This is a genomic window from Rummeliibacillus suwonensis (genome assembly GCF_007896435.1).
In the GTDB taxonomy this organism is placed as follows: Bacteria; Bacillota; Bacilli; order Bacillales_A; family Planococcaceae; genus Rummeliibacillus; species Rummeliibacillus suwonensis.
On the sequence record NZ_VCBL01000001.1, the window covers coordinates 2,725,523 to 2,747,706 of the forward strand.

17 protein-coding genes are annotated in these 22,184 nt (G+C 34.6%); 8 read left to right on the top strand and 9 right to left on the bottom strand.

Annotation, left to right across the window (positions count from 1 at the left end):
- The first annotated feature begins 28 nt into the window (after nt 1-28).
- Entirely contained in the window at nt 29-1,327 is a 1,299-nt protein-coding gene (locus FEU33_RS12390; RefSeq protein ID WP_186731394.1) for a C40 family peptidase, read from the top strand.
- Between the two features lie 384 nt (nt 1,328-1,711).
- Nucleotides 1,712-2,452 (top strand): C40 family peptidase, encoded by a 741-nt coding sequence (locus FEU33_RS12395; RefSeq protein WP_146549668.1) that lies wholly within the window; start codon nt 1,712-1,714, stop codon nt 2,450-2,452.
- A 511-nt stretch (nt 2,453-2,963) separates the two neighbouring features.
- Here the strand turns inward: FEU33_RS12395 and FEU33_RS12400 are convergent.
- Nucleotides 2,964-4,481 carry a S1C family serine protease gene (locus tag FEU33_RS12400; protein WP_186731395.1) on the bottom strand — a complete coding sequence of 506 codons (1,518 nt, stop codon included), beginning with the start codon at nt 4,479-4,481 and terminating at the stop codon, nt 2,964-2,966.
- A gap of 531 nt (nt 4,482-5,012) precedes the next feature.
- Here FEU33_RS12400 and FEU33_RS12405 point away from each other — a divergent pair.
- From FEU33_RS12405 to FEU33_RS12415, 3 genes are all read left to right on the top strand, one after another.
- Nucleotides 5,013-5,756, top strand: coding sequence for a WecB/TagA/CpsF family glycosyltransferase (locus tag FEU33_RS12405; RefSeq protein ID WP_146549670.1), 744 nt, complete (start codon nt 5,013-5,015; stop codon nt 5,754-5,756).
- A gap of 392 nt (nt 5,757-6,148) precedes the next feature.
- The gene (locus FEU33_RS12410) at nt 6,149-7,810 is read left to right on the top strand and encodes a tetratricopeptide repeat protein (RefSeq protein WP_146549671.1); all 1,662 of its coding nucleotides are present in this window, start codon (nt 6,149-6,151) and stop codon (nt 7,808-7,810) included.
- Between the two features lie 625 nt (nt 7,811-8,435).
- On the top strand, nt 8,436-10,076 hold the full coding sequence (locus tag FEU33_RS12415) for a tetratricopeptide repeat protein (protein WP_146549672.1): 1,641 nt from the start codon (nt 8,436-8,438) through the stop codon (nt 10,074-10,076).
- A 378-nt stretch (nt 10,077-10,454) separates the two neighbouring features.
- On the opposite strand, the gene FEU33_RS12420 is transcribed toward FEU33_RS12415, so the two are convergent.
- The 3 genes from FEU33_RS12420 to FEU33_RS12430 all read right to left on the bottom strand — a co-directional run bounded on the left by FEU33_RS12420 (nt 10,455) and on the right by FEU33_RS12430 (nt 12,600).
- Nucleotides 10,455-11,108, bottom strand: coding sequence for a hypothetical protein (locus FEU33_RS12420; RefSeq protein WP_146549673.1), 654 nt, complete (start codon nt 11,106-11,108; stop codon nt 10,455-10,457).
- Between the two features lie 725 nt (nt 11,109-11,833).
- Nucleotides 11,834-12,124 (bottom strand): DUF2653 family protein, encoded by a 291-nt coding sequence (locus FEU33_RS12425; RefSeq protein WP_146549674.1) that lies wholly within the window; start codon nt 12,122-12,124, stop codon nt 11,834-11,836.
- The gene (locus FEU33_RS12430; protein WP_146549675.1) at nt 12,112-12,600 is read right to left on the bottom strand and encodes a hypothetical protein; all 489 of its coding nucleotides are present in this window, start codon (nt 12,598-12,600) and stop codon (nt 12,112-12,114) included. The genes FEU33_RS12425 and FEU33_RS12430 overlap by 13 nt, the downstream gene beginning before the upstream one ends.
- Nucleotides 12,601-12,804: 204 nt before the next feature.
- Between FEU33_RS12430 and FEU33_RS12435 the strand changes: the two genes are divergently transcribed.
- Together FEU33_RS12435 and FEU33_RS12440 are read left to right on the top strand one after the other, a co-directional pair.
- Nucleotides 12,805-13,191: a PaaI family thioesterase gene (locus FEU33_RS12435; protein ID WP_243881100.1), complete on the top strand. Its 387-nt coding sequence runs from the start codon at nt 12,805-12,807 to the stop codon at nt 13,189-13,191.
- Between the two features lie 156 nt (nt 13,192-13,347).
- Nucleotides 13,348-14,067, top strand: coding sequence for an S-layer homology domain-containing protein (locus FEU33_RS12440; protein ID WP_146549677.1), 720 nt, complete (start codon nt 13,348-13,350; stop codon nt 14,065-14,067).
- A gap of 334 nt (nt 14,068-14,401) precedes the next feature.
- Here FEU33_RS12440 and FEU33_RS12445 read toward each other — a convergent pair whose 3' ends face one another.
- A complete protein-coding gene (locus tag FEU33_RS12445) occupies nt 14,402-15,769 on the bottom strand; it encodes a S41 family peptidase (RefSeq protein WP_186731396.1) in 1,368 nt (455 codons plus the stop codon).
- Between the two features lie 618 nt (nt 15,770-16,387).
- Entirely contained in the window at nt 16,388-16,978 is a 591-nt protein-coding gene (locus FEU33_RS12450) for a competence protein ComK (protein ID WP_146549679.1), read from the bottom strand.
- Nucleotides 16,979-17,469: 491 nt separating this feature from the next.
- On the opposite strand from FEU33_RS12450, the gene FEU33_RS12455 reads away from it, so the two are divergent.
- The gene (locus tag FEU33_RS12455) at nt 17,470-17,739 is read left to right on the top strand and encodes a hypothetical protein (RefSeq protein WP_146549680.1); all 270 of its coding nucleotides are present in this window, start codon (nt 17,470-17,472) and stop codon (nt 17,737-17,739) included.
- Nucleotides 17,740-18,083: 344 nt separating this feature from the next.
- Here the strand turns inward: FEU33_RS12455 and FEU33_RS12460 are convergent, their stop codons facing one another.
- From FEU33_RS12460 to FEU33_RS12475, 3 genes are all read right to left on the bottom strand, one after another.
- Nucleotides 18,084-18,431 carry a hypothetical protein gene (locus FEU33_RS12460; protein ID WP_146549681.1) on the bottom strand — a complete coding sequence of 116 codons (348 nt, stop codon included), beginning with the start codon at nt 18,429-18,431 and terminating at the stop codon, nt 18,084-18,086.
- A 488-nt stretch (nt 18,432-18,919) separates the two neighbouring features.
- Nucleotides 18,920-19,930: a C40 family peptidase gene (locus FEU33_RS12465; protein ID WP_146549682.1), complete on the bottom strand. Its 1,011-nt coding sequence runs from the start codon at nt 19,928-19,930 to the stop codon at nt 18,920-18,922.
- 1,146 nt (nt 19,931-21,076) lie between these two features.
- Complete coding sequence (locus FEU33_RS12475) at nt 21,077-21,352, bottom strand: YqhV family protein (RefSeq protein WP_146549684.1); 276 nt, start codon at nt 21,350-21,352, stop codon at nt 21,077-21,079.
- Nucleotides 21,353-22,184 lie beyond the last annotated feature (832 nt).

Sequence of the window (22,184 nt, forward strand, 5' to 3'; positions counted from 1 at the left end):
TTTCATCTAACAAAAGGGAGTGATTTTTGTGAAAAAAGCTGTATATTCTGTTCTAGCATTCGGAGCTACTGCATTAGTAGTGAATGGACAAGATGCACAAGCAAGTACCAGTACATATAAGGTCAAAAGTGGAGATTCTTTATATGTCATTGCTCAAAAATATAAAACGACAGTATCTCAGCTTAAGAAATTGAATCATCTTACTTCGGATATGATCTATGTTGGGCAAAAAATTAAAACTAAAAATACAACAGTTTCAAAGGTAAGCACTGCCTCAGCCAACAAAAATACAAAAACGGCGACGAAAAAAACATCCACCTATAAGGTGAAGTCTGGTGATTATTTAGCGAAGATTGCAGCTGAACACAATATTTCGTTATCATCACTTATGAAAGCAAATAGTCTTACAAATGACAAAATTTACGTTGGACAGACATTGAAAATACCTGGTACGTCTACAGTCAAAGTTGCTAGTACAACAACTACCAAAAAGACAACTACTACTAGCACAACAAGCAATGGAAAAACAACCACCTACAAAGTAAAATCTGGTGATTATTTAGGAAAGATCGCGACTAAATATAAAGTGACAGTTGACGCCATTCAAAAAAAGAATAATCTAAAAAATAATACCATCTATGTTGGGCAACTATTAAAAATTCCTGGAAGCAGTACTTCAAGTACGACTTCAAGTAGTTCCAAGAAAAAAACATCGGTAACTTCTAAATCCACTTCCAAATACACCGTTGTTGCTGGTGACACACTTTCAACTATTGCAAACAAATTTGGGATTACGGTTACTCAGTTAAAATCATGGAATGGCTTAACTTCCAGTCTTATTCGGGTAGGACAAGTATTAGCGGTCAAAAATACAGGTACAACTAGCCAACAACAAAAAGAAAATACAACCACTGTTTCCAATCCTACTGTTGTTCAACAACCATCTTCCAAAGTAGTGAAAACAGCTATGAATCTAGCACTTTCTTTGCAAGGTATACCTTATGTATGGGGAGGATCTTCTGCAAGTGGCTTTGACTGCAGTGGTTTTATCTACTATGTATATAAGCAAGCAGGATATAGCAATATTGTAAGAACAAGCGCTGCTGGTTACGAAGCAAGATCATACTATGTTTCATCACCTAAAGCTGGCGATTTAGTATTCTTTAAAAATACGTACAAACAAGGAATTTCCCATTTAGGTATCTATATTGGGAACGGTCAATTTATTCATGCTGGTGGCGATTATGTACAAGTTTCTTCTGTTAATGATTCTTACTGGAAAAGCCACCTTGATAGTTACAAACGATTCTATGATTTAAAATACTAATTTCGAGAAATTCCCAAAATAATCTAGACTAATTTCATATTACCTAAAAAATTTGTTTTAAAGGGGAATAGTATGCTAGAAGTAGCCTAGCATACTATTTTTGATATACAAGCATAAATCACGTGTAAATTCTTGTAAAAAACAAGTGCAACTAAAAATGTCTATTCTCTTGCTTTGGCTGAAGTCCTGTCGTGAGAGATTTGTCAATCAATGCAGGATAAAATCGAAATCTCTATACCTTGTTACACAACTGTAATATAACTGTAAATGAAATTGCGTTGTCTTTCTCCAATATTTTTTATAAAGTTATATCTGTGATTATTAAAAATTATAGACAATTGTTTTATATACATAAACATTGTTGAAATCAGTTGGAGGAATTTGATGAATAAGAGAGCAGTATTTACAGCGATCGCTTCAGGCGCATTAGCATTAACAATCAGCTTTGGTCATGTTAACGCAGCAGAAAACAACCAATCAACATCTACTACAGCGAAAACTACTAATGTAATCCAAAAAGTTTCAAACCCTAAAGTAACAAAAATTAGCGGAAAATATCATGTTACAGCTAGTTCATTGACATTACGTGCAGATGCTACTACAAGTTCAAAGGCTCTAGCATACATCAAGAAGAACACAACTGTAAAAGCAAGCTACAAGACAGTTGCTAAAGGCAAAACTTGGTTTAAAGTAACTGTTAAAGGTAAAAAAGGCTGGATGTCAGCTGCCTATCTAAAAAAGGGCTCTGGTGTTAAAAAAGCATCAGCAGAAGCTGGACTAAGCAATATCGTAAGTACTGGTAAGAAATATCTTGGCGTTCCTTATGTTTATGGTGGCACTACTCCTTCAGGTTTTGATTGCAGTGGTTTTACTCGTTATGTTTATGCTAAAAACGGCATTTCTTTACCACGCACGAGTCGCGCACAACGAGCTGCTGTAAAATATACAAATAATCCTCAACCAGGTGATTTAGTATTCTTCAATGTTGGTGGCGGTGCTATTACGCACGTTGCTATTTATGCTGGTAAAGGTATGTTAGTACATGCTGCTGGTAGTCATGTCCAATACCAAACAATGAGCACTTACTGGAAATACTACGTACACAGCTATGGTACAGTTCGTTAATCAAATTATTTAAATTCCAACTATTCAACAACATCCAACGGAATCCCTACATAAAGGACTTTTCAAATAAAGTTTTTTATGTAGGGATTTTTTCTATAAAAAACTTTTTCAATCATAAGTTTAGGAACTAAACCCATGACGGTTTATTTTATAACAGGCATGGTCGGTAAGGGAAAAAAATCCAAATAACTATTAGCGTAATATCAAAATCCTATATTTTCACTCCATTATAAACTCTCTCGCTGTGGTTATGTTGGATGATCGGCTCCTCAAAATACATATGCTTTTCCTTCGTTCGATGTTTGTTTATTCAGGACAGGTCAAATTTAAGTCAGTGTGGGATGCCTATCAACGTCCCTCAAAGTTCTTCTAAAGTTTGAATCCAATACCTTAAAAATAATTATAAAAGGCACAGAATGCTGTTCAATATCAGCATTCTATGCCTTATTTTTTCACTGATGAAGTTGAAGCTAAAACTTTAAATAAGCTTCTTTTCTATTAATCAGAATCATTACTTGTTGACTGGTATATTTTTTAAATCATTGGTACTGTTTTGATTTGAATTCTTCGTATCCTTAGTTTTATCAACACTTTGCTTATTTAAAGTTGCATCGTTATCATCTGTTGTAGTATTTTTATTTCCACTTGAATCAGTAGGGGTATTATTAGATTCAGTGACCCCATCTTCAGTGTTTGTTTGTTGGCCATCATCTGACGAACTTGTAATGTTGATATTCGTAAATTGATAATCACCATAATCATCAATCACGATCGTATAGACAATTGTTTCATGCAGCTTATGCTCTTGTTTTGTCGCTTTATCTGTATAGACAAATGTTGAATTGACTTCTGCCGTTGCATATTCATCATAGATATTCATTTTGTTAATCGTATGTTGCAAAGACTTATATTTCTTCTCTTTTGTTGAATAACTTTCAACCATTTTTTTCGCTGTATTAATGGCATTGCTTCCCGGCATTATATATGTCTCGTAATAATTTTGTGCTTTGTTTTTGATGGCATATGGGAACAATTCATAATATCCATCAATATAATCCTTTATTAAAGCTTTTCCTAAATAAGCCTCGTCTTTATGATTATCTTGAAAATCTTGTTCATCCTCAAGATCAATTTTAACATCTTTGCTAGACCAATTTGTGATTAGAGACATAACTTTGCCAATAGGAATAGCATAACCGATTTCGGGTTGATCTGTTAAGATGATCGAGTTGATCCCAATAACATTCCCAGTTTGTGCATTTATCAGAGGACCGCCACTAGAACCTGCGTGTAATCGAGCTGTCATTTCATATAGTCCGCTATACGTATATTCATCTGTAAATTCTGCCCCTATGCTTGTGATTTTACCTTCTGTTGAGGTGCCACCTTTATTGTTTGGGCTACCAATCGCAATAACTGGTGTATTTATTTTGGCAGGCGCTGTATCCAAGACAAGTGGATCTTTTCCTACTAGTTCTGGCACTCTAATTAATGCCACATCTGTTTTATTGGAAATACCGATTACCTGTCCTTGAAACTCTTGACCGTGTTCATTTGTGACAAACACATAAGAAGCATCTTTTGCAACGTGTGCATTTGTAATGATATCCCCTTTTTTATCAAACAAAAATCCTGAACCTTGTTGTAAATCTGTAATAACCGTATATACTTGCGTTTTAGCATTTGCAATAATAGCAGATGTGTCATTTTTAGGCATAATCACATCGGTAGAATCTTTTGTCGTTGTATCCCCATCATTAGATGGTATATCTTTTGTTACAGTTCCTTCTGCACGATTATCAGAATCAGCGTCACTATTCTGTTGATCAGAATCCTTTTTTTTAGTTGGATCTTCTTTCGTTGTTTTATGGACATTTTGAACTTTAATATGATCATTATCATTTGCTGCTTTATCATTTTTCGCCACGAGCATGTATGCACCCGTAATAACTGCAATTAACAAAACAATAGAAACAGCTATTCTTTTGATGGATGCTTTTTTTGGTTGATATCGTCGATTATTCGTCACGTCACATCCACTTCCATTCATTAAAAATTTTTATACTATATAGACGGATGAAGCATACTCAAAGTTTCAAAAAGTATTAGAAAATCATTCGCTAAATCCGTTTTCACAACGTTTATCATAGCACATATTTATTAGAATAGAATGAGAAATTATAAATTTTATTTAGAAAAATGTTCCTTTTGTGAAAAATTCTATTTCATGATGATAATAAGAAAATTATTGATTGGAGCGAGGTCTTACTTGAGTCTTTGAAAATACATGTGCATTTCCTTCAGTGTTGCTTATTCAATGCGCCGATTCAAACCCCTGTGGGAAAAAGCGAGCAAGTCATGGCGTAAATCAGCAAATACCTAATATCTTTATGGATGGAATGTGATAATCAACACTTCTGACATTTCTTATCAATCTATCACATGATTCCTTCATTTCATATTTTCCCCATAGAATTACCATACTGCTTCATTTGAAGAAATCATTTTGTAGTATATAATAGGAAGAAATATAAATTTACATATGTGGAAAGGTTCGATTATGAAAAAGATTGATATATTAGGAATTCCAGTAGTTGATACAACCAAAAATGAATTTGTAGATCTCATTGAAGATGAGATACAAAACTCTGAGAAACCCATTTGTATTGTGACTGCCAATCCTGAAATTATTATGTTAGCAAAGGAAGATAAAAGATACGAAGAATATCTATTAAATTCTAATTATGTCGTGGCAGATGGTATAGGTATCGTTATCGGTTCAAAGATTCTTGGAACCCCTTTAAAAGAGCGTATTCCTGGATATGAATTAGTGCATGACTTTTTAAGAACCGCCAAGAATAAGCAAAACCGCTTCTTTTTTTATGGAGGTAAACCAGGCATCGCCAAACAAGCTGCTGAAAAAGCAAAAGCATTGTATCCGCATATAGATATCGTTGGCGTGGCGGATGGCTATGGCGGCAATGGGAATGGAGATGAAGTCGCCAAACAAGCTGCTGCATTGAATCCTGATTTTATCTTTGTAGCACTTGGAGCTCCTAAACAAGAAGAATGGATTGCAGAACACCGCTGTCAGTTTTCAAATGCAGTCATGATGGGAGTGGGAGGAAGCTTTGATGTGCTCTCAGGCAATGTCAATCGTGCACCAGATATCTTCATTAGACTAAACCTTGAATGGTTCCATCGTTTAATCACTCAACCAACAAGATTTAAGCGGATGTTGAAAATACCTCAATTTTTAATAAATGTCATGAAATCAAAGAAAGCTAGCCAGCCATTACACTGAGCTGGCTTTTTCCTTATGAATGTTTCTTTTTTAAAAACCTCCGCGAATATGATTGATACATATCCGATCGACTATCGGTTGTTGTTCGGAATAAACTTCCAACAATATTACAATTATATTTCTAGTTCTATTATTTATGTCAATATGATTGCTATCTCTTAACATTATATTAAATCCTGTCTTTTTGAGATTGAATATCATTTTTCTATGTTTAAATAAATATAGTAAATACTTTAACTATTTAAACAACGTAGGCTTTTAATGCTATTGGTATTTTTATAATCTTACTAAATCTGCAAAAAACAGACTTATCTCTTCTTTTGCGGAAAATATCCATCTATAGAAATATCAATATTATTAAACTAAGCCTCAAATTAAAGGAGCTTTTTTAATTGAACAAATTGTCGAATGCAGAAGATTTAGCGAAACAACTTGCAGATCGAATGGTACAACAGCAACAGAAAAAACCCAGCGCAAAAAGCTATCTCGAACTCTCTTATCTTTTTGAACAATCCGACAAACTAAATAAAGCAAAATATATTTTGCAAGAAGGCGTCAGTCTATATCCAACTAATATGGCATTACATCACACGCTTTGGTCTTTATATACAAAGCAAAATGAGCGGAAAGAAAAGTTCAAACATTTTCCTAGAATATTAAAGAATTCCTTTCGAAGAAGACCACTTAAATTTTATGAACATCTACAAAATGTATTACAACAAAATCACTTATTTGAACAATCTCTTTCCATCACTAAGCTACAGTTACAAGAGCAGCCACGGCATATTGGCTTATTGCGCGTAGCTATTCAAAAGTCATTAGCCCTTCGTCATTTTGAAGAAGCTTTGGCTTATAGTGAAACACTAAAATCACAATTGACCAATATACGTTATCTTGCAAAGCTTAATATGAGAATCGGGATGATTTATATGCTTATGGGGTATTTTGAAAAAGCTGAGGAACAATTTACCTATTGTAGAGAGGCATATAAAGAGCTTTTACCGAAAATTTATAAAGATGGGTATGAAAAATTAGTCATATTCAATAATGGCGAAAGTTCCATTGAATACTACAAATATATTTATCCCACGAAACGCGTCGTTGCAACATTTGATTCAATTGATAAAACAGATAAAGCAAAACCATTTGCTTATAAGGCTCTGAAAAAGAAATCTGTCGACTTAATTTCTCTCAGACGTAGAACCGTAACCAATTATCATCAAGATATTTCGCGTGAAGAATATTATCATACTATTGAAAAGCTTATTCCCTTTTATGAAAAGAGATTTGCGTATGGAACAAGCCTAGGTGGATATTGTGCTTTGTATTTCGGTTCAACCATTCCAGAATGCAAAATTTTATCCTGCGCACCTAGAAATTCAGCCCATCCTAATTATGGCACAAGAGCAAGAGTTCAATCTGTATTTACACATTCACTTTCTCATCCCGTTAATACAGAAATTCAGCCAATCATATGCTATGATCCGAAACAAAGGGTTGACCATCATTATATAACAGCAGAAATCCAACATTCCTATCCAAATGCTATTTTTAAGCATTTCTATTATGCTGGGCATCGTGTCCCGTTCTATTTACAACAAGCTGGCATTTTAAAAGATATCGTTTCTCGCTTTTTGGAAGAACAACCCATTCCTGACTACGATCGAAAATTACACAGTAAGTCCGCAGAATACCATCGTGTTTTAGCCATGGAATGTAAACGCCACCAAAAATTACACTGGGCACTTGATTTAGCGGAAAAATCCGTAGAGCTCACACCAACATATGATCGTTCTTTAGCTCTTCGAATTGAGATTTTACTTTGTTTACAACGATATGATGAATGTATTGTTTATGCAAACGAAGCGATACAAATCCATCCAACACTAGCAAGATTTTATATATTATTAGCCGATACCTATATTGCAAAGGGCAATTTAGACAAGGCAAAAGATATACTGGAATCTGCAGGTAAATCTATTAACTCCCAAAAGATTACCCATAAACTTACCACTTTAAAAAAGCAAATGGAATTGCCAACAACTACTGAATAAAGTCCATCAGTCGGGGGTTTCTTCATCCACTATTGAAATAGAGGAACTCAGGGTGTTGCCACTTCCTGTGGCAACACCTGAGTGACCAACATCTTGTTGGCCCGAACCAATCGAACTTTTACAGGCAGTTGATCCTCGCTTATCTTTCTTGTTTCTCTCTAAACCTTGAGGGGGATCTTACTACCCGTTAGCGTGGGATAAAGTGAAAGGTTGCTTATCCGGCTGGGTGTTCATATTAATTAAGTACTTATGGGTAGCCTTTTATTAGAATTTCGAGGCAGGGTTCTTAATACCTATTAAATATATCCAAAGACTTATTTTTCAAAAATGTTACAAGTATGTATTTCCACTCTTTTTTGTGACAAAAATATAACTAACCATTTAATATCCGATTAATTTTTATATTTATCACCATTATATTCTAAATTTTATGGTTAAATATTATTGTAAAGAAGTTTTTTAACACATATGTTGATTATCCAATTTAATCTATTGAATCAGATTTCACCAATTAGAAGTAAGATTATTGTCTTATTATCAGTTCATCATTATCCTATTTTTTCCTGATCAACACATCTGTTTTTTAACTTACTGAATTCAAAGTATACTAAAGGAGATATTCATCTTGAAAAAGCTGTCGCATACAAAAGATTTGGCGGAGCAACTTGCAAACCAAGTAGTACAACAAAAAGAAAATATTCCTAATAAAGAAAGCTATCTTCTATTAGCAAAATATTATGAGGAAGCAGAAGAGACAACAAATGCAATGGTTATTTTGCAAGAAGCTCTACAAGAATATCCAATGAGTATGACATTACATCATGTTTTATGGACATTTTATGCAAAACACCATATTCAAAATGGAAGGTCAAGACATATACCAAGGACCATCAAAAAACTTTTTGATAAAAAACCTAACCAATTTTTTGAGTTACTCCAAAGGGTATTTCTCAAAAATGATCAATATGAAGTTTCCTTAGCTCTATTAAAAATAGAATTGCAAACAAAGCCGCATGAGATTGATTTGCTCTATAAAATTATTCAACAATCATTGAAATTCTGTCACTTTGAAGAGACAATTCCTTATTTTGAAACGCTCAAAAAATTAGAAAAAGATGACAAGAACCTTGTCAAACTTCATATGAAATTAGGCATGGTTCATATGGTTGCAGGTCATTTCGAAGAAGCAGAAAAACAATTCTTATATTGCAGAGAAAAATATGCGGATCTTCTTCCTGAAATTTATAAAGAAAACTATGAAAAATTAGTGATTTTCAACAATGGCGAAAGTTCCATCGAATTTTATAAATCTATTTATCCAACAAAAAAATTCGTTGCGACCTTTGATGCCATCGATAAAACAGAAACCGGCAAACCTTTTGCTTATAAACTATTGAAAAAACAAGATGTAGACTTAATTTCTCTTAGACGTAGGACCTTAAATAATTACCATCAAGATATTACAAGAGAAGACTACTATCAAGCTATTGAAAAATTAGTTCCTTATTATGACAAAAGATTTGCATATGGAACCAGTCTAGGTGGCTATAACGCTTTATTCCTTGGCTCTACGATTCCAGATTGTAAAATATTATCAATGGCGCCTAGAAATCCTGCTCATCCTATATATGGAACTAAGGAAAGAAAATATAATAAGTTTTTACATCCATTGTCTCATCCAGTAAATACAGAAATACAACCGATTATTTGTTATGATCCAAAAGAGAGAATTGATCAACCCTATATTTCGAAAGAGATTAAACGTTCTTATCCGAATGGAATATACAAAGAATTCGATTATGCTGGTCATCGTGTCCCTACTTATTTGAGAGAGATTGGGGCTTTAAAAGAGATTGTTACACTATTTTTAAATGGCAAACCTATACCAGATTACGATCGAAGACTGCATAGAAAATCTGCGGAATATCATCGTGTCTTAGGATTACATTGTCGAAGACATAACAAACTGCGCTGGGCACTTGATTTAGCTAACAGATCAATAGAATTAGCGCCTAAATATGATCGCTCATTAGCTCTTCGTATTGAAGTTTTGCAAAAATTAGGACGATATGATGAAGCCATTCATTACACAGATGAAGCGATAGAAATTCATCCTGATTTAGCAAGATTTTATCTATTACTAGCGGATTCATATGTTGGTAAAGGAGATCCAACAAAAGCTAAAAAAGTTTTAGAGTCTGCAAACAAAAAGCTGAAATCGAAAAAAATAAGAGAAAAAATCGCACAATTAAAAGTACAAGATTAAGTTTTATCTCATATGGACAAGAATAGTGTACGTTTCATGTTACAGGCAGTTGGGTTCCACCTATTGCTCTCGTCTTAAAGCTGTGTGTTACTATCCCATTAGTGTACAGGATAAACTCATGTATGTTTTGTATTTGAAAATCCAGTGAAACTTGTGTAAACACACAATGGAAGTGTCCAGAAAGCCTTTAAATGAAAAAGAAATAGCTGCCCACCTATTATTTAGTGGTCGCTACACGAAATTTACCAATAGTTCATGAATAGAATTCATAGAAAATGGTTCCAATCATTCAAAATCAATGATTGGAACCATTTTCAATTTTTTGGGGCCAGTTTTATCCCAGCCTTTTCTCTTTTTACATTTTAAACAGTATCTTACCTAAGATTGACGGCGTTTTAAATTATTGATCTCCATATCATGGATACCTGTTTTTTGGCTTAAATAATCAATATCAATTTTAACGTTTTTTAATTCATCCGCCACGATTTGAAACGTGTGTTGTTGCTGCTCTAGTCTAGATTCTATATGTTTAAAATGACTTCTATTTTCGGTTTGATTGTTACGTAGTTCTAATTGTAAATCATCAAGCCTTTGTTCAATTTTATCAAAATGGTTTGTCGTTCCTTCCAGTCCTTCTTCGATTTTATCAAAGCGTTCTGTCGTTCCATCCAGTCTTTCTTCGATCTTATCAAAGCGTTCTGTCGTTCCATCCAGTCTTTCTTCGATCTTACCAAGCCATTCCGTTGTTTCATCTAGTCTTTGTTCCATCTTATCGAAGCTTTCCGTTGTTCCGTCCAGTCTTTCTTCGATTTTATCAAAACGTTCTGTCGTTCCATCCAGTCTTTCTTCGATTTTATCAAAACGTTCCGTTGTTCCATCCAGTCTTTCTTCGATCTTATCAAAGCGTTCTGTCGTTCCATCCAGTCTTTCTTCGATCTTATCAAAGCGTTCTGTCGTTCCATCCAGTCTTTCTTCGATTTTATCAAAACGTTCTGTCATATTTTCCATGAGCTGTTTTAAGAATTCTTCCATTCCATACACCTCCCATTTTTATAGGATAATTATATATTGATTAGATTCACATGATTATCGTCAAAAATTTTGATATTACAAATTAAATATGAATCAGAAAACATAAAATTTTATACGTTAATTCAAATTATAATGCAACTACTATCGTTCAAAAATTCATTGACCGCAGGGATAAATTTATTGTGGGTTAAATTAGTTGGGGAATACTGATGAAAGAAATAACAGGCAAATTAATGCTACCATCCTCCATCTATCTCGATTATATAAGATTCTTATCGAAAGAGGTAGAAAATATTTAATATTTTATGTGCTATTCATTTTTAGTGCTATTTTATAATATCTAGAAATTAAAAATAGAATTAATATTTCAGACACATCAAATTATCACTATCCACGGGAAATGCCTCTCTATCCACGAAAATTATCCCTTTATCCACGGAAAACGCTCCTCTATCCACGGAAAAACGAATTGTATCCACGAAACAGATAATTTAGGTCATATTTCGAAATGCATGGCAAAGTAATACATATTTCCTATTAGAAGTCCGTGAGCCAGAAATGGGTTCCTCTGCCATCTTAGGGCCAGAAACAATAAAGAAAACCTCTATTTTGTGAAGTTTCACTTTATTATTTTCCCTCACATATATGCTAGAAAAACTAAAATGCACCCTACAGAATGGACGTATAAAAGTCCATCTATAGGGTACATTCTAAAAAAAGTAGCTTTATTCAACGATAGCAATCATGCCTTGTTCGTCATCGATTTCTAGCCGAATACTTGCTGCATATGGGTCTACATTTAGTTCTTCTTGAAGAAATACACGAATAGCAGCTAGCATATTAGCTACTCGATAAATGTCTTCTCGACCTTTACAGTATGCGTCTGCGTAATATCCTTCATCATCATCAAAACAAAGCTCAATTTCTACATCTTCAGGCATGACATTGATTTGTCTCGCATGATAAATGCATAAAGCGTTGATTAAATTATCTTCTGAAAGAATCATCGTTTCCATACGTTGCGTTCCTCATCTTTTCTTTTGTTGCGCGTAAACATTTGGAAAATTTTCATGACTAGCATGATCAACACTAAAATGGCGATCACATTAATCAGTAAACCAAATATATTCCCCATTGCTCCCATATGGCTCATCATACCACCGAAAAGCATGCCAGCCAGACCGCCGACCATCATGCCTTTAAGAAATCCGCCTTTTGTGCCTGTAGGGTTTGCTGTATTTGTTTTGTTATTTGTTTTCTTGTTACCAAAGATTGAATTACTATTGTCTTTGGTATTGCTGTTTGTATTTGATTTATTGCTATTGAACAATGAATTATTATTTGAACTTCCGTTTGAATTAAAACCACGTTTTCCAGATTTATAACCTTTAGCTTCTGCTGTGATCGTACCTTGATGACTATCCATTACAATCGGTCCGACAGTTGAGAATGCAAGTGTTGCTGCAAATAAAGCTGCTGCAAGTTTTTTCAATTAAAATACCCTCCGATAAATAAATGTTTTTCTAACTTACTATTATTTTATCATCTACCTATTAATTTATAAAATAAAACGCAAGGGCTAAAAAATAGATTTTCTAGAAGTACATCAACTTTTTCGAAGGTTTCCTGATACATCTTTTCTAATAAGACTTAAAAAGTTATAATTGTAGTACAGGGGGGAAATATTTTGACAACAATGAAAACAGTTCAACAACGTTTTGAGCAAAGTTCTTTCTGGCAAACACTTGGCTTTGAATATATCCATGCCGAAAATGGAGTCGCTGAAATTGCTTTAAACTATCGTGAAGATTTAACAAATGTTGTAGGTACTCTACATGGTGGTGTCTTTATGACAGCACTTGACACAGTAATGGGGATTGCCACACACACATTAGGCTTTGATCAAGTTATTACAATCCAAATGGAAACAAGATTTTTAAAACCTATTACAAAAGGACGAATCCAAGCTATTGGTCGCGTCATCTCTCAAACACGTTCAACCATTATTTTGGAAGGACGATTGTATGATGAAGATCAAGAACTCGCAGGATTTGCAACCGCCACTTTTAAGGGGATTCATTAATTCTTCCTATTATTCTAAAGTTTGATTTAGATCTATCAACCTATTTTGAAAACTTGTATCTCCTCAAATTTACTCAATTTGAAATATACTTGTTACAAGAATGTAATCGACTTTAGCTATAATAGAGAAAATGATGAAACCTTAAGGAGGATTTTGATGAAACATAACATACGTAACAGTTTGATCCTATTATTAGCTACTATATTATTTGGGATGGGTAGTCTATTTCGCGGATCAACTGCTAGTGCTGGTATAATCATGAAATTCTCCGATATGAATAAACAAAATCCTGCTTATTCATCAGTCTTATATGTAACAAGTATGGATTATATGAATGTATACAAAAACGCAAAATTCAAACCCAAAAAAGCTGTAACGAAAGCGGATGCAGCTAAATTTGTTGGAAAGGCAACTGACATAGATAATCAAGCACGATTATCGAATAGTATCAATTTTGAAGATGTTTCTCAAAAAACGACAAACTATTCGTATATTATTGCCTTAACCGCAATTGATGCATTTGACAATGATCCAAAATTTCATCCAAAGAATACAATTACACGACAAGAAGCAGCCAAGCTTTTTGTGACTGCCTTTGGATTACCTATGAAAACAGGCAAAAAGTATATAGATGTTTCTACAAATAATTCATACATTGACTATATTTCAACAGCTTCTTCCTACAATATTTTAAAAGGAAGTTCATCGAAAAAGTTTCAACCAACCAAGAAGATGAATCGTGCCGATTTCGCAATAGCGTTGAAAAAATCATTAGATGCGAAAGAAAAAATAGATGAAATGATGAATGAAGAAATGGATGATGATCAAGATTCGCCTGATCATGATTTAGATGAAACCATCTCAGAAGAAGAATGATGTTGAAAACAAAAAGTACCGATCCGTCCTAACATATAGGCAGATTGGTACTTTTTTATGTGTTATTGATTTGGAAGCTTCCTCCACTAATCGAGATGTTCACTTTATCCCGCGTTAATGGACAGTAAAACCCTCATCTCAGGGTTTAGAGAGAAACGAGAATGATAGGTGGGGAATCAACTGCCGCATGCGCCCGATTGGTTTAGGCCAACAAGATATTGATCACTCAGGTGTTGCCCACAGGACGTGGCGCTTTTAACCTGAGTTCCTCTAGTTCAGGGGGATGAAGAACCCCCCACTGATGGAAGCTTCACTTTATTATGATTTTGATTGGTTATTTTCTAACTGTTACTTTGCTGTAGACACCTTTAGCATTGTTGGATTTTGGTTTTACCACTAAATAATAGTTCGTCCCAGCTTTTAGTTGTTTACTTGGGGTGATGACAAGTTTTTTACTGGACGAATACTTTACTGTAATTTTGCGCGATACCCCTCCAATTTGCCATAAGTATACATTGGATTTTTTCATTGCAGTCCAAGATAGATTTTTGCTAGCTTTTAAACTAATCGCTTGAGATGAAGTATTTTTTTCGATTGCTGATAACTTTTTATAGTTTTTTAACCGTTTTAACAAATAATCATTGTGGCCCTTCTCTACCTCTTTTCCGATTGCTGTCGTAATATCAGGTTTAATGCCTCTTTTATTAATTTTGTACAAGTTTGGTCCAAAGAACTCTGCAGTCGTTAACTTTAAAATACTGCCATCGCTCAATGGAATGATATCTTGCATAACCCCTTTACCATAAGTTGTTTGTCCATAAATTTTTGCTAACTTAAGATCTTTTGCAGCTGCAACGGTCATTTCAGAAGCACTAGCTGTATTGGCGTCTGTTAAAATCGCTACAGGTGCATTCCATTGTACCTTTTGCTTTATAGCACTGTAAATCTGATAGTTGCCTTGCCGTGCTTTATAAACAAAAGCGTATGTAGCCTTTGGAAATAGTCCAATTACCTTTTGCGCAGTACTAACGTATCCTCCGCCATTACTGCGAAGATCAAAAATCCACCCTTTCATCCCAGGCATAGACTTAATCGCATTTTGAACTTCTTTCCCACTCTGATCTGAAAAACTATTTAATCGAATAAAACCTATCTTCCCCGCAAGTTTTCTCTTTTCAACATTTGGTAAATGAATCACTTTACGAGTTAACGTTTTATCAAATGTTTTTTTCGTAGCTGGTCTGAAAATCATTAACTTTACTTTCGTATTTTCTTTACCTGTTAAAAGTGACAACGTCTTTTCAGATGATTCACCTGCTATACTTTTTCCATCCACTTTTGTAATGATATCTCCAGCCCTAAGACTGGCTTTTTCAGCTGGTCCCCCCTTAAAGATCGATGTGATTTGCAATCCTTTTTTATTTTCTAAAATGTTGACACCAATACCGATAAATTTCATTTTGATGGTATTTTCAAAAGTTTGATATTCATCTTTCGTCATATACACCGAATATGCATCCAATTGTTTCATTAAATCTTTAATGGTTTTACTCTTTAATGCATTGGATGGAGCTTTTGGATAGTAATACTCTTTCACGATGCTTTTGACTTCTTTCAGAGGCTCCGCTGCATAAACAAATGATGATGTGAAAAAAAGCGACAGTGCTATGACACTGGAGCAAAAAATTCGTAATATTTTCATAGTATCTCCCTCACTCATATATTAGTAGTAAGGGTTCTTCCCGATAGAATATCCAGTTGATCCAGACAGTTAAAGGATCTGTTGGATTTCCTATAAGAGATGTCCCTAATGGCTTTTCTATTACATTGTACTTTTAATAAGACAAAAAAGTGAGATAAAATTTAAAATTTTTTCAGAGCATGTTCATCACCATAATTGGAACAAAAAACTGCAAAGTCAAAAAGGAAGAATGTTGATTGGAAATGAAGTAGCATTCGCATTTTTTGAGTGATTAAATTTGTCAAACAAACATCTAGTAAGAATGGAGGATCCCCTCACTGAGTGAAGTTTCAGTTTATGAGTTTTTAGAAAATTACCAACTGAGTTCATCGCCGAAAACGAAGACGTAAATTATCGAATGAGTAAATAAATTCTCGGTATTAGCGAAGAAAGCCACTCAAGGAGCAAATAAATTCTCGATGATTTATTTCATATAAACAGGCAGTAAGATCTCCCCTCTTAAGATTTAAATATGGGAGATCCTACTGCCTAGAAAAGCTTGAATAGTTCCATGACACAAAAACCTAGAATAGATGAAGAAATTCCCACTGGAGATAGTTTCACTTATACATGACTAAATTATTTATCGTATGATTCTTTTTCGGAGTTTTTATCTTTACTATATATTTTATAATTTAAGCCATTTACTTCTTTCACAATTTCACAACGAAGAAAATTTCTTTTGATACTATGGGGAATAAGCAAAAACTTGGTGTGATATTCTAATTTGAATTTCAATTCATATGCGCGGTATATTCTTTTTTCAAAAGAACGATAACTAATGGGAAGAATGAGTGATGAATCATTTGTGAACAAGATTTCTGTATTTCGATCATGATTTTGCCGATAACTTTTGATATGATCTAATGCCAGCCAGACACAATCCTTCTTTTTGGGGGACATTGTAGGAAGCCAAACTAATAGACGTTTAAGGTTCATAATAACTGGGTACATATTAACTTCGCCCAAAATATTACGAGTGCCCTCGCTTGCGCCTTTTAAACTGGAGCCAAAAAATCGTAAATTTTGATCCACAAGTTCAAGTGGATTGAGATGGCACTTCTTCAAATACTCCACTTCAAGGATACTCGTTTTGACAACGCCTGTATGATCAAAGATCGGAATAAATGCCATCGTATTTTCATCAACTATGTAAACATCTTTTAGCATAAATGAACCTCCTTATGAAAAAATTATTTACCACACGGAGTTTTATCCGCATGAACAGGCAGTATGACCCACGCTGTGTGAAATTTCATTTTAAAACATCACTTCTCTCCGACAACTTAAGTTTTAAGATCAGCAATAAGTACTTTTTCTTGTTTAATCAGCTCCTCTCATCTATAAAAATTAATAAACTATCTTAAAAATAAAGTTCATTTGTCACATATAGATAATCTATTTATACTATCTTATAATTTACTTCTTTCGTTTGTCAAATTATTCTGTATTTTCAAAAATTATTTATTTAAAATTTGAATTTTTTATGAAAAATGGCTTTAAATTAACCTTTAACGTTATTTACATCATATTAATGTTATTTATTTTTCCCTTCATAATCTATTAGAAGATTATTATTTCTTCAGGCGTGTTGATTATCCAATTTAATCCATAAAAATAGGGGGATTCGTTGATTTCCGCTACGGCTTGCTCGCTTTCCTGTGGGCGAATGCTGGGGGCAACAGGATGTTGGTCACGGAGTCGTTGCCACAGGACGTGGCGCACTACAACTCCGTTCCTTAATCGCTACGCTGCGGGGTCTCATCTATTCGCTTTTCCCGCGGGACATTGAATTTACTTCATCGAATCCACACCGCACGAAGAAAATGCGCATGCATTTTCGAGGACTCGAGCAAGCCGCAGCGAAGATCTATATGAATGGTCTTAAAAACACAGAGTTTTTCAGAATTACGCCAAATATATATTCCTAATTTTTGTAAAATCAACACATCTGTTATTACTTCAAATAAAATAATAATTTTCTAGCATAATATAATCTTTCACTTACCAGATATGGTTTTAGGTTGACTTTTTAAGTCCAGAAAGGATTTATATATAACTTCTTTCCCTTTTTCATAGAAGTAATCCTCCGTTTAAAGTATTTTTTAGACTATACCATTCAGAAATAGCAATTTTCCTATACATATTGAAATTGATTTAAATAGATCCAAAAACTACATTTTTATATAAAAAAAAGGCATTCCCATCGTCCTATTTCAAACGGACTTAGGAAGTACCTCTTATTAGCTAGATTGCATCTCTTAATTTAATTTTTTCACAACCAAGGGTGTCCTGGATTCCACTGTTGCCACTGGTACCATTGTTGTCCTTGATGACTTGGATTCCATTGATTTTCTGGATGATGATATCCTGGATACCATTGATGACTCGGATAATACTGATGACCTGGATTCCATTGGCTACCTGGATAATATTGTCCTGAATGCCATTGATGGCTCGGATAATATTGGTGCCATTGACTATCATGGTGCCACTGATTGCCATACTTCCATTGATCGTCATCTGAATGCCACTTTGACTCAGAATGCCATTGATCTTCTGAGTGCCATGGTTTCCATTGATGATCACCATAACTGCCGTGTCCGTCAAAAGGTTGAACCATTCTATTTTCGCTCCTCTGCATATTTTTCTTTTCATCATAGTATATGGGTCATTCCCCAAAGGAATTGGGACTTTGACTATCTGAAGAAAAATATAATCCGCATCATTGAGCAATCAAAACTCCTCGAAAGTTATTAAAAAAAGCAAGAATACATCTTCTAAAAAAGGAACCTTCATAAATGATTATCCTATTTATGAAAAAACTCCTTATAAAAAAGCACAATTTAGTGATGCGCACTTAAAAAGTAAACCTAAAAATCCAATTTTAGAGTTTGGTGCATAACATCATCTAAATTGTACACCTTGCCTTCTATCACACATGAATGTACAGTAAGTACTTTCTTTGTTTGAGGCTTCTTTCATCGTTCTTTGAATAACAAGGTATATCTTGACCTTTCAACAGAGGTCGTTCATCTTCTCTTTAGATTAAAATCGGTAATAACATGTCATAAAGCGAAAATTTTCAAGCAACCTCATTAACAAATTCGACTACAAATGTCTATAGCCTGCAAAATGTGCTTTCCAATATGATTCGTATACAGAGCTTATTTGTACTTTTTTACCACTTGCTGCTATAAATCTGCCATTTCCCATATAAAGACCTATGTGGGAAATCCCTGATTTATATGTATTCTTAAAAAATACCATATCTCCTACTTTTGGTGAACTTGTCGGTTTTGAAATAGAATAAAATCCTGCAGCTGTTGTACGGTAAACTGAAACTCCCGCGTTTTTATAAGCATAATAGACAAGTCCGCTACAATCGAATCCTTTAGATGTTGAGCCACCAAATACGTATGGAACACCTTGTTTCGCTAGTGCAATGGATACAGCTTTTTCTTGTTTTGTGTTAACTGAAGCTGTTGAAACACTGCTGCTAACCTTTTTTGTAGCTCCACTTATCTTCAACTTTTGACCAACTCTAATGTTAGTTGATTTTAGGTGATTCCAACTCATGAGCGTCTTATATGACACACCGTATTTCTTACCAATTTTAGATAAAGTGTCACCTGATTTTACTGTATATGTAGAAGTGGATGTAGAAGAATTCTTTTTACTAGTACTAGAGCTAGATGAAGAGCTTTTTTTCACTTTTAATTTTTGTCCGACTTTAATCTTAGTCGATTTTAAGTGATTCCAACTCATGAGCGTCTTGTACGATACACCGTATTTCTTGCCAATTTTAGATAAAGTGTCACCTGATTTTACTGTATATGTAGAAGTGGATGTAGAAGAACTCTTTTTACTAGTACTAGAGCTAGATGAAGAGCTTTTTTTCACTTTTAATTTTTGTCCGACTTTAATCTTAGTCGATTTTAAGTGATTCCAACTCATGAGTGTTTTATAAGAGATATGATACTTGGCTCCGATCCCTGATAACGTATCACCTTTTTTTACCTTGTATGTAGTAGTAGCTGCTGATGCAGTTGTTTCTCCCGCGATTGTTGAAAACAACACGATCGAACTTAATGCCATGGCTGAGACGACTGATTTTTTCATTTTTTAACTTCCTTTATATGTTTATAGTTTCATTATAAAGGGATTATGTGACAAGATTATGATAACAAGATCAAATTAATATTACAAAATAACAGGCAAACTACATTTTCTAGTTTTATTTATCCATTGATTTTTAAAGATTTTTTCCTATATATGGTGAATAAAAGACAAAAAATTAAGACTCAACTTTCATTTTTTGAAAGCGAGCCTTAGAATATTTAGAAAAAGCGGATGGAGCTTTTGACAGATTCATTTTATCCCGCGTCAACGGGCAGTAAGACCCCCACTACAAGGTTTAGAGAGAAACGAGAAAGATAGACTGCCCATAAAAGCCCGATTGGTTTAGTTTAGCTAACCATCAGTGGGGATGAAGAAAACCCCCACTGATGGAAGCTCCACTTTATTCCACATTAACGAACAATATTGCCTCACTTCAAGACTCTAGTAAAAAGAAAAGTGCCACGATTAGTTCCATTCATACATAGCATAGGGTGAAAAAGATCCCACTATGTAAAACTTCATTTTATTTTTTCTTTAAAATTATGAATAAAAATTGTTGCTATCATAAGTATCTTCTTTTACTTTCTTACTCTTGTCTACTCTGTGATATTCAGAAATCTGGATAACTCTGACCTTGCCAGTATCTAACTCATGATAAATCCCACGACTATCTGTAAATGATATATACTGGTCCCTTTCGCTTTGTATCAACTGCTCCGCCTCCTCTTGTGAATGGAGAAAGACGAATCTTCTCACATAATGTTCTTGGTCAAAAAAATAGGTTACTTTGAACTCCCTCATAGCCAATCAACACCTCGAATGTATTCAAATAGTTTTACTATCCTATCAATAAGATGCCCAAGAACAGACATTAAAAAACAAAAGATCAAAATCTCGTTTTATCCCGCGTTAATGGGCAGTATGATCACCACCTCCAGGTTTAGAGAGAAGCGAGAAAGATAGGTAGGAGATCAACTGCCGCATGCGCCCGATTGGTTTAGGCTGGCAAGATGTTAGTCACTCAGGTGTTGCCACAGGACATGGCGCTTTTAACCTGAGTTCCTCTAGTTCAGTGGGGATGAAGAAAACCCCACTGATGGAAGCTTTACTTTATCTTTCGAATGCAATGTGCATGGTGAAGCAGCTCTATTTTGCATTTAAGCTGATTAAAATAAGTGTAATGCCAGCAAAAAGACAAATCATTCTTGTAACAGAAATTTTATCAGCTAGTCCAAACAATGCGATGGCCGTAGTAACGATTAACACAGTTGGTCCTACTAAAGCTAACATTGTATTAATGTAGAACGCCTTTTCCAAGCTATTAAATTTCAGCATAAATAAAGCAGCCGTCACTTCAATACTTCCAGATATTAAACGTAAAATAACCATTAGCAGAAGTGATTTGTCCATAACTTTCATCATCCAATCTTTTTTAGAATATAGTTATTCGATCAGGCGTGTTGATTAGGAAAAAAACAGGTGATAAATTGGACAAAATTCTAAAAAAACATGTATTTTTAGCTCCATTTATGTAGATCTTCGCTGCGGCTTGCTCGAGTCCTCGAAAATGCATGCGCATTTTCTTCGTGCGGTGTCGATTCGATGAAGCCAATTCAATGTCCCGCGGGAAAAGCGAACAGTTGAGACCCCGCAGCGAAGCGAGTAAGGAACGGAGTCTAAGGGCGCCACGTCCTGTGGCAACGACTCCGTGACCAACATCCTGTTGCCCCCAGCGTTCGCCCGCAGGAAAGCGAGTAAGCCGTAGCGGAAACCAGCGAATACACTTATATTTTGTGGATAAAATTGAATAATCAACACGCTTGTTATTCGATTGATATAGAAGAAACTTGTATTTTACCTTTAGGCTTTGTTTAACAGGTCCTTCATCATTCACTTGTTATAGGCGAATATTTCCCACTGGCGAAACTGGAACTCCTCATCTACTGTACTTACTTTTTCATCGCTGCTTCGCTATTCCAAAAGCATTTTCTCCTAAACCCTTTTTGTGGCTCGTCCTTTTGAAGTGGCGTAACCACCTTCCTCTAAAAATTTTACTCCCCTTATACATGGGCCTGTATGGAAATACAAGTCTTTTTTCAATATATGCTTGATCGGATTGTTTTACGATTTTATTCTTTTCCATCCTCCAAAATTTGCTCAGAAAAGGCCTGTCTATAAAGGTGCGTTAGGATAGACCTGCCGATTCTCATTTTTAAAAATAAGCAAAGTCCGCAATAATAACAGGAAGTGAGCC